The 9237-nt window shown below is 69.8% G+C and carries 7 protein-coding genes and 1 pseudogene; 4 read left to right on the forward strand and 4 right to left on the reverse strand.

Annotated elements, in window-relative coordinates; translation table 11 throughout:
* Positions 1–113: 113 nt before the first annotated feature.
* Complete coding sequence (locus VFQ05_12060) at positions 114–2657, forward strand: SpoIIE family protein phosphatase (protein ID HET9327499.1); 2544 nt, start codon at positions 114–116, stop codon at positions 2655–2657.
* Positions 2658–2758: 101 nt separating this feature from the next.
* Here the strand turns inward: VFQ05_12060 and trpA are convergent, their stop codons facing one another.
* From trpA to VFQ05_12080, 4 genes and pseudogenes are all read right to left on the reverse strand, one after another.
* Entirely contained in the window at positions 2759–3556 is a 798-nt protein-coding gene (gene trpA, locus VFQ05_12065; GenBank protein ID HET9327500.1) for a tryptophan synthase subunit alpha, read from the reverse strand.
* A gap of 18 nt (positions 3557–3574) precedes the next feature.
* Positions 3575–3919, reverse strand: a complete 345-nt coding sequence (locus VFQ05_12070) for a hypothetical protein (protein HET9327501.1) — start codon at positions 3917–3919, stop codon at positions 3575–3577.
* Positions 3920–4505: 586 nt separating this feature from the next.
* Positions 4506–5087 (reverse strand): annotated as a pseudogene (locus VFQ05_12075) (GTPase domain-containing protein).
* Positions 5088–5312: 225 nt separating this feature from the next.
* Complete coding sequence (locus VFQ05_12080; protein HET9327502.1) at positions 5313–5720, reverse strand: hypothetical protein; 408 nt, start codon at positions 5718–5720, stop codon at positions 5313–5315.
* A gap of 254 nt (positions 5721–5974) precedes the next feature.
* On the opposite strand from VFQ05_12080, the gene VFQ05_12085 reads away from it, so the two are divergent.
* The 3 genes from VFQ05_12085 to VFQ05_12095 form a co-directional block, all read left to right on the forward strand.
* Positions 5975–6868 (forward strand): lysophospholipid acyltransferase family protein, encoded by an 894-nt coding sequence (locus VFQ05_12085; protein ID HET9327503.1) that lies wholly within the window; start codon positions 5975–5977, stop codon positions 6866–6868.
* Positions 6865–8007 (forward strand): glycosyltransferase family 4 protein, encoded by a 1143-nt coding sequence (locus tag VFQ05_12090; GenBank protein HET9327504.1) that lies wholly within the window; start codon positions 6865–6867, stop codon positions 8005–8007. Before VFQ05_12085 ends, VFQ05_12090 begins: the two co-directional genes overlap by 4 nt.
* 13 nt (positions 8008–8020) lie before the next feature.
* A partial coding sequence (locus tag VFQ05_12095; protein ID HET9327505.1) for an MFS transporter occupies positions 8021–9237 on the forward strand: 1217 nt, incomplete at its 3' end.

Genomic DNA, 9237 nt, shown 5'->3' on the forward strand with positions numbered 1-9237 from the left:
TTGAGTGCGAGAATAGCCACATTCGCGCGGCACGTCCAAGTGGCGAGTCCGGTTGACACCGTCCGCCACCCTGCTAGGCTCCCGGCCGTAGCCCAGGGAGGGAGCACGCCCGCATGGACCGCGGAGCCCCCGCCGAACAGCTTTCCTGGTTGATCCTGCCGGCCGCCGCCATGCTGTTGGCCTCGGCGCTGAGCCTGCCTTCCCAGCGCTATACCGGGTTGACGCTGCGCGGCGACGAAGTGATGGCGGTGGAGCCTGACAGCCCGGGCGACCGAGCGGGAATCCGGTCCGGAGACCGGCTGCAGGCCACCTCCCATCGGTCCGACGAGCTCCAGAGCCCGCTCGCCGGGGCCACGCCCGGCCGGCCGATCGAGCTGCTCCGGCGCCGAGGACACCTGGTCGAGCGCCTCGACCTCATGCCCATTCGGCCACCTCCTGGAGAGCGGCGAATGCTGGCCGCATTGTTCGCCGTCGCCTCGGGCTTCGTGCTGCTCGGTGGCCTGGTGTGGAGCGAGCGCCGCGACCGGCTGACACGCCCCTTCTATCTCCTCTGCATGGCCTTTGCCGTCCTGCTCGCGCCTCCGCCCGCGATGCGCTCGGCGTCCTGGAGCCTGCTCCACGAGCTGCTCTACACCACCGCCACGCTGGCGCTGCCGGCGCTCTGCATCCACTTCTTCGCGCTCTTCCCCGAGCCCCGCGCGCCGCGCGGCCGGGTGGCGGCAAGCGCCACTCTCGCCTACGGGATCGCCTTCGTGCTGACGCTGAGCTGGGTCATCACGCTGGTCGTCCGCGCCGCGGGCGTCGATTCCGGAGCGCTGTGGCTCGGCTTGCTGCAGGCAGCGGCCGCGGTGTGGTTCGCCTCGGGTCTGCTGCTCGCGGTGGCGCTGTTCGCGAGATCGTATCTCCGCGCAGGCTCCGAGGACGCGCGGCGCCGCCTGCGTGTCGCGCTGCTGGGCACCGCGCTGGGTCTGGGACCGCTGGCCGCCCTCACCGTGTGGCGCAATCTCGCTCCCGACGTCGCGGTCCCGGGCGAGCGCCTCCTCGTGGTGCTCACGCTGCTGGTGCCGCTCTCGTTCACGTGGGCCACCGTGATCCATCGCGTCTTCGATTTCAGGGTCGCGGTGCGGGCGGCGGTCGCGGCGGGACTGTTCGCGCTCACCGGCGGCGCGGTCTACGTCGCCGGAGAGCTGGCCACCGCGCTCAGCCCGGACGGCGCCGACTACGGAGGCCTCTCGCTGGCGCTCGTCGGGGTCGGCGCGGCGCTCGCGGGTCCGGCACGTCCGCTCGGCCGCGCGCTGGGTCGGGTCGTCCTACCCTGGAGCGAGTCACGTCCGCTCTCCGAGACGTTGTCGTTGGACGCGCTGCGCGGCGAGACGCGCGGCGAGGTGCTCGAGCAGGCCACCGCGGCCATGACCTCGGAGCTTCGGCTGCATCTCTGCATCGCGCTCGAAGTGGAGGACGGCTCGGTGCGCGGCTTCGGCCCATCGGGCCCGATCGAGGATCCGCCCCGGCTCGATCCAGGCGTCTTCCATGCGCTGGCCGGCCGCGAAGGCATCGCGACGATCGACGATCTGACGCTCCTCGCCGCCGATCGGCAGACCTTGAGAGAGCTCGGCGTCCACTGGCTGATGGCGGTCGGCGAGGCCCCACGGCCGATCGCGCTCCTGCTCGGACGCCGGCTGGCGGGTCCCTGGCTCGATCGCCGCGAGGTCGAGACGGTCTCGCGCTTCGCCCGTCTGCTCTCGCTCGCGCTCGAGAACTTCGCGCTGCGTCACGCGGCGCGCACGCACGGGGAGCTCGATCGCGAGCTGGCGCTGGCGGGCGCGATCCAGACGCATCTGCTCCCGCGCCGCGCGCCGGTCTACCCCACGCTCGACTGCGCCGCGGCGACGCTCTCCAGCGAAGCGGTGGGCGGCGATTACTACGACTTCGTCGAGCGCTCGTCGCGCGAGCTGACCTTGGTGGTGGGCGACGCAGCCGGGAAAGGCGTCCCGGCCGCGCTTCGTCTGGCCGGCGTTCAGGCGCGCTTCAAGGCGGAGGTCATGCGTGGCCAGGATCCGGGGTCGCTCCTGCAGACCTTCAACCTCGAGCTCGCCCGCCATCAGCATCCCGAGAACTTCGTGGGGCTCGTGTGCGCGCGCATCGACGTCCGCGCCGGAAAGGTGCTGATCGCCAACGCCGGGCTCGAGCCCCCGCTTCTCCGCCGCCGCTCCGGGGAGTGGGAGTCGATGGCGGTGGGCGGCGTCCTGCTCGGCGTCGATCCCGAGGCGGACTATCCCGAGGCGAGGGCCGATCTCGGCGCCGGGGACCTGGTGCTCATCTATACCGACGGCCTCACCGAGGCCCGCCGCGCGGACGAGCTGTTCGGCACCGACCGCGTCCGCGAAGTGGTGGACCAGAACGCGCACCGGCGGGCGGTGGACCTGGTCCAGGCGCTGATCCAGGCCGCGCGATGCTTCGCCGACCGTCCTCTGGACGACCTGACCGTGGTGGTGCTCAAGCAGCTGGCCGACCCGCCCACGGCGCTGGTCCGTCCGAGCCGGCCGCGGACGGCCTCAAGTCCGGCATCGTGGAGTCCGATACCGCTGGGTGAGACGACAGGAGCCGTCTCCCCCGCTCGCGCTGCCAACCCACGAGCGGCCGATCCGATAGGTTGACCGCGCGCCTGGCGCGCGAGCCTTGGAATCGGGGTGGACCATGGACGAGTTCGTCGAGCTTTTGCTCCTCGACCTTCTATGGTGGATCCGCAGGTGATCCGCTAGGCCGAGCCGTCGCTCAGGGCCTCGATCAACTCGCGGGACAGCGCAAGGACGCGATGCACGGCGCTCTCCGGGGCGCCCGCGGCCGCGGCGCGCATGAACGCCGCGCCCACCACCACCGCGTCCGCGACGCCCGCGAGCGAGCGCGCGTCCATGGCGCTCGAGATCCCGAAGCCCACGGCGACGGGCAAGCCGCAACGCTCACGCACGGCCGCGATCCGTTCCTCGATCGAGCCGCGGAAGCCGCCGCCTTGACCGGTGACGCCGGTGCGAGACAGGCAGTAGACGAATCCGCGCGCGCGCTCGAGCAGGAGCGTGAGGCGGCTCTCTGCCGTCGTCGGCGCGACCAGCACCACCGTGTCGAGACCGGCGCGATCGAGCGCGGCCCACAGCTCGGGTGCTTCGTCGGGAGGCAGATCGGAGATCAGCACCCCGTCGAGCCCCGCGGCCGTCGCGCGGGCGCCGAACGCCTCGAGCCCGTTCTTCAGGATCGGATTGGCGTAGCTCATCAGCACCAGCGGCAGCTCGGAATCCTTCCTCAGTGCAGAGACCAGGTCGAGTGCGGTCGTCACGCCGACGCCATGCTCGAGTGCCTTCTCCGAGGCGCGCTGAATGTCCGGGCCGTCGGCGATGGGGTCGGAGAAGGGAACGCCGATCTCCACCGCCAGCGCTCCCTGGCGAGCGAAGCCGCGCAGCATCTCCAGCGATGCCTCAGGCGTGGGATATCCCGCGACGAGATACGGGATGAGTCCGGTGTGACCGCGAGCCGCCGCGAATGCGGAGGCGATGCGGCTCATGAAGCGAGGGAGAGGCGCCTAGCGCCAGCCGGAGGGGTAACCCGTCCGCCCGTACTGGAGCGGCGAGCGGATGTCCTGGTAATGCACCTGGATCAGCATCGAATCGAACGGCCGGTACGAGAGATCGAGCCCCTCGAGGAACGGCGAGCTCATCTTGGCGTTGCCGCCCATGCCGCCGCCCATTCCGAACGTATTGCCGATGCTGACGCTGACCGCGAGCGGATCACCGATGCGGTACTGAAGGCGTGTGACCTGGAGCCCGTGCGCGGGTCCGCCGCCGAAGGTCGTCCCGAACGAGAACTCGCTCGAGATCTGCATGCGCGAAGGCGAGAGCCAGGGATCGGGCCGGGCAAACGCGCTCACCGGGACGCGAGGAGATACGCTTCCGGGATCACTGGCGAGCTGAGCGTGCGCCGAGGCAGCCCACGTCGCCAGCGCCAGAACCAAGCCTGCACGTAGAGCGTTGGGCACGGAGGAAAGCTACGCGTCGCGGAGAGCTTCGTCAACCGGCTGGACGAACTCTTGACGCCCGCGCTTATTCGGCCGGCTTCAAGACGATGCGGATCACGATCTCGCCGGTCTGACCCTTGGGCGGGAAGGTGATCGGCACCACGACGGTCGATGACTGCGTGGACGGGGCCTGGGGCGTGGCGGTCATCGCCGGCGCGGCCGCCGGCTCCTGTCGCCGCTGCGGCTCGGCCGGGCGCGGCTGCTCGCGAGCGGGCGCCGGTCGGGCCGGCGGGATCTGCTCGGGAAGGTCGAGCTGACGCCCGTACTCGAGCACCGCCGAATCGGCGCGCGCCGGAGCCGTCTGCTGCGCTTCGCGCTCGATGGCCCGGCCCGGAGCGGTCGCGGGCGCCGAAGGAGCCGACGCGCGCGGCGCGGCCGGCGCCGGTGCTGCAGGCTCCGCGGCTCTGCCGCCTCCCACCCCCGGTCCGCGGCGCAGATCCTTGGTCACCTTTTCCATCAGCAGGTGCGAGATGCCGCGGAAGGTCTCGAACACACCCTTCCCCTGCGTGGCGACCGCTTCGAAGAACGGCACCTTGGCGCCGGGATTCAGCTCCTGGTTCAGCTCGTCGAGCGTGTAGACGTTCGGAAGATCCCGCTTGTTGTACTGGATGACCCAGGGGATCTCGTCGAGGCTCAGCTTGTACTCGGCGAGATTGGCGCGAAGGTTCGCGAGACTGTCCTTGTTCTCTTCCATTTTGCCGACTTCGCTGTCGGCCACGAACACGATCGCGTCGGCGCCTTTGAGCACCAGCTTGCGGGTCGCGTTGTAGAACACCTGGCCGGGCACCGTGTAGAGCAGGAACCGGGTGCGGAATCCCATGATCTCGCCGAGGTCGAGCGGCAGCAGATCGAAGAACAGGGTCCGGTCGGACTGCGTCTTCATGCTGACCATCTTGCCGCGGCTCGAGTCGGGTACGGCCTCGTAGATGGCTTCGAGGTTCGTGGTCTTACCGCTCAGGCCGGCGCCGTAGTACACCAGCTTCGCGTTGATCTCCTTGCCCGAATAGCTGACGACGACCACGTTGCCCTCCTTGAGCGACCCCACCCTGTCACGGGGCGTGAACCCATGGAGCCCCTTGCCGCCCTTTCTCCACAGGAACCCCGAAGGCGAGCCGGAACCCTTCGGTCCGGAACGCCGGATGGGGCCGCGACACTCTTGGCAGGACCGTGCGGGCGGACTCTTTCCGCGAGCCCTGCGCTTCGCGGGAGTTGTCGGCGGTAATCGGGAGGACCTTGAACGGCTTTTTTAGACGGGGATCTCGCGGTGGATCCAGATGCCGGCGCGCTCGCGCACGTGCGGCTGGATCCGGGCGGCTTCCTGAGGGTAGTGGGCGAGGAAGATGCGCTTGAGCGCGCCGCACTCGACGCTGGGGAAATAGCGGCACACCCGGGTGAACATGTCGTCGCGGCCGGAATAGAGGAACACCGAGATCTCGGTGACACGATCGAACTGATGCTCGTCGTAGGCGGCTTCGGGGGCTTCTTCGGCGTCCAGCCAGAGCGAGGCCCGCGCGTCGCGCACCTCGAACCCGTGGCGCTGGGTCATGAGGTACTCCCACAACCCGAAGATCTCGAGCGGGACGAAGCGGGTGGAGACGCTTCCCGGATCACGTGGGTGTCGGATCTCGCACCGCACCAGCTTCTGGCTGGCCATCATGGACCTCCGTCGAGGACAGGCGCTTAGCGGCGCTCGGGAGGATGCCGATGTCGAGGATGCCGAGCTTCTCTCGGCGCGGGATGCTAGCCTTGGCCTCCCATCGGGTCAATGACCCAGGGCACTCCGAAGCCCGTGCCCGGGCGAAGGTTGGCCCTCCGGGGCGGCTTGACAGCATTTCGAGCGAGGTCTTAGCTTTCTTGGTCACTCGGACAAGTGGCGCACGACGGAGGAGTTGAGACCCAAGGAAAGGCATGTCCCGACTACTCTATGGCTGGTTGACCAGCCTCACCGCGAGTCTTCCTTTGTGGCTCGGTTACGCTCTGGCGGACCTGGGCGCCGAGCTTCATTTCCGGCTTTTTCCCTCCCGGCGGCACGCCGCCCTCGCCAACCTGGCCGTGATGCTGCCGCGCTCGTCCCGCCGCGAGCGGCTCCAGATCGTGCGGCGCATGATGCGCAGCTACAACCGCATGCTGTTCGAGTTCTTCCGCCTCCCCCACATGGGCCGGGGGGAGCTGCTGTCCCGGGTCGAGGTGAGGGGACGCAAGCACCTGGAGAACGCCGTCGAGCGCGGGCGCGGAGTGATCATCTGCTGCACCCACCTCGGCAACTGGGAGCTGGCCGCGGTGGCCGTCGCCTACTGGGGCTATACGCTCCACGCCGTGGCGGGAGTCCAGCTCAACCGCTGGCTCACGGGTGCGGTGCGCGAGACCAAGAGCGAGCTCGCCATCCACACCGTGTCGCCCGAAGACGGCTTCCGCAAGCTGCTGCGCGCGCTCGAGCGCAACGAGCTCGTCGCGCTGATGGTCGATGGCGACATCTATCGTCACGGAACCCCCGTCGAGTGGTTCGGCCGTGAGACCCGCTTCCCATCGGGTCCGGGCGTGCTCGCGCAGCGCACCGGCGCGCTGGTGATCTGCGGCTACTGCGAGCGCGTGTCGCCCGGGCAGTTCCGCATCGTGATCGAGCCGGCCATCGATCCCGCCGCCTATCCCGACACCGAAGCGCTTCACCACGCGGTGGCGGGCATGGCCGAGCGGCACATCAAGGACCACCTCGATCAGTGGTGCATCTTCCGTCCGCTCTGGGAGGGAACGCCGGGCGAAGCTCCGGCGACGGCCATCGACGGCCAGCGCGCCCCCGCGTGAAGATCGGGATCGTCAGCCAGTCCTACTACCCCCGGTACGGCGGCGTCACCGAGCACGTGCACCACACCGCGGTCGAGCTGCGCAAGCGCGGCCACGAGGTCCTGATCATCACCAGCCACTTCCGCCGCGGAGAGGCCAACCACGCGGACGGGGTGGTCCGCATCGGGCACAACCTGCTGATCCCGTTCAACGGCGCCTTCGTGGATCTCGCGGTCGGGCTGCGGCTCGGACGCCAGCTCCGCGAGCTCATTTCGGATCGCGGATTCGACGTCCTCCACACCCACGCCCCGCTCGTGCCCACGCTGCCGCTGATGGCGATCCGCGCCGCCTCGTGCCCGCAGGTCGGAACCTTCCACACCACCGCCGGCCGCAGTCGCATGCTGGAATGGGCGCGCTCTTATCTCGCTCCCACCGTGGAGAAGCTCGACGCGCGCATCGCCGTGTCGACCACGGCGCGTGACTTCGCCGCCCACTACTTCCCGGGCGAATACGAGATCATTCCCAACGGAGTGGACATCGAGCGCTTCCGTCCCGACGTGGCGCCGTTCGCCGAGTTCCGTGAGGAAGGGATCGTCAACCTGCTGTTCGTCGGGCGTCTCGATCCGCGGAAGGGCGCCGATCGATTGATCGCGGCGATGCCGCAGATCCTCGAGCGCACCCAGGGCCGGGTTCAGCTGCTGATCGTGGGCGACTCGTATCTGCGTCCCAAGCTCGAGGCCTCGGTCGCCCCCTCGGCGCGCGCGCGCGTCCGGTTCCTCGGCCACGTCCCGAGCAGCGATCTGCCTCGGTGGTACGCCACCGGCGACATCTTCGTCTCCCCCGCCTCCGGCAACGAGAGCTTCGGCATCGTGCTGATCGAGGCGATGGCCACGGGTCGCGCGGTCGTGGCCTCCGACATTCCCGGCTATCGCTCGGTGATCACGCCGGGAGAGAACGCGGTGGCGGTGCCGCCGGGCGACGTCTCGGCCCTCGCCGAGGCGATCGCGGCGCTGGCGGTCGACCCCGAGCGCCGCCGACGACTGGGATGCAAGGGACACGAGCGCGCGCAGGAGTTCTCCTGGCCGCGGGTCACCGATCGCATCGAGGCCGTTTACCGCCAGGTGGTCGAGCGCCGGCGCAGCGCCGCCTCCGCGGCCTGATCCGGAGGGCCTCATGCAGGCCAAGGACGGCGAGAGCCCGGCTCCCGGTCCCGCGGTGAGCGCCGCGACGCCTCCGCTCTTCCGCCAGCGCAACTTCCTGGCGCTCTGGTGGGGACAGCTGATCTCGCTCCTCGGCGAGCGCCTCACGTATCTGGCGCTGGTCGGTCTGCTGGCGGAGCACACCAACCACTTCGCCGATCCCAAGTCGTCCCAGCTGCTGAGCCTGCTGGCGATCGTGATGCTGGCGCCGGTGCTCATGTTCGCGCCGTTCACCGGAGCGTGGGTGGACCGCTGGAACCTGCGGCATGTGCTCATCTGGTCGGACCTGCTGCGCGCCGGCCTGGTGGCGCTGATTCCGCTCTCGTACGCGACCAGCCATCACACGCTGCCGGTCTACGCGCTGGTGTTCGGACTCTTCGCCTGCAACGTCTTCTTCCTCCCCGCCAAGAGCGCGATCACCCCGGAGATCGTTCCCGCGCCCCAGCTCCTGGCGGCCAACGCGCTGCTGGCGGCGGCGGGCATCGCCGCCACCGCGTTCGGCGCGCTGGGCGGCGGATGGATCGTCGACCATTGGGGCTGGTCGCGGGCGCTGTGGATCAACGGCGTCACCTACCTGGTCTCGGTCGTGGCGCTGGCCATCATCCTTTACACGCCGCACCATCCGCACGGCCCTCCGCCGAAGATCTCGCTGCGCGCCTACCTCAAGGAGGTGCTGTCGGGATGGGACATCGTGCGGTCGAACCGCGGCGTGGGGCTGGCGCTGGTGGCGCTCGCCGCGGTGTGGGTGTCGGGCGGCTTCCTCCACGTCGCGGGGAATCAGCACATCCAGAGGAACGCCTTGCAGCCGGGCATGGAGCGGGTCGGAGTGCTTCTGGCGGTGCTGGGCGCCGGGGCCGGGCTCGGGACCTGGTGGGTCAATCGCCACCATCATCGAGTGACTGCCGGCGCGCTGCTCGGATGGGGACTGATCCTCGCCGGCTCGAGCCTGGTGGCGTTCGCGATGTCGAGCCACTTCGCCGTCTATGCGGCCGCCGCCTTCGTCGTCGGCCTCGGCGCAGCGCCGTCTTTCACGCTGGCGGAGACCCTGCTCCAGCAGTCCACCGAGACGCGCCAGCGCGGCCGCGTGTTCAGCGCGCGCGACTTCCTGATGCGGCTGGTGTTCCTGATCGGCGTGAGCGTGGCCGGAGTCGTGACCCGCGGCTTCGGCACCCAGGCGGCGCTGCTGATCGC

This window comes from Candidatus Eisenbacteria bacterium, assembly GCA_035712145.1.
Taxonomy (GTDB): domain Bacteria; phylum Eisenbacteria; class RBG-16-71-46; order RBG-16-71-46; family RBG-16-71-46; genus DASTBI01.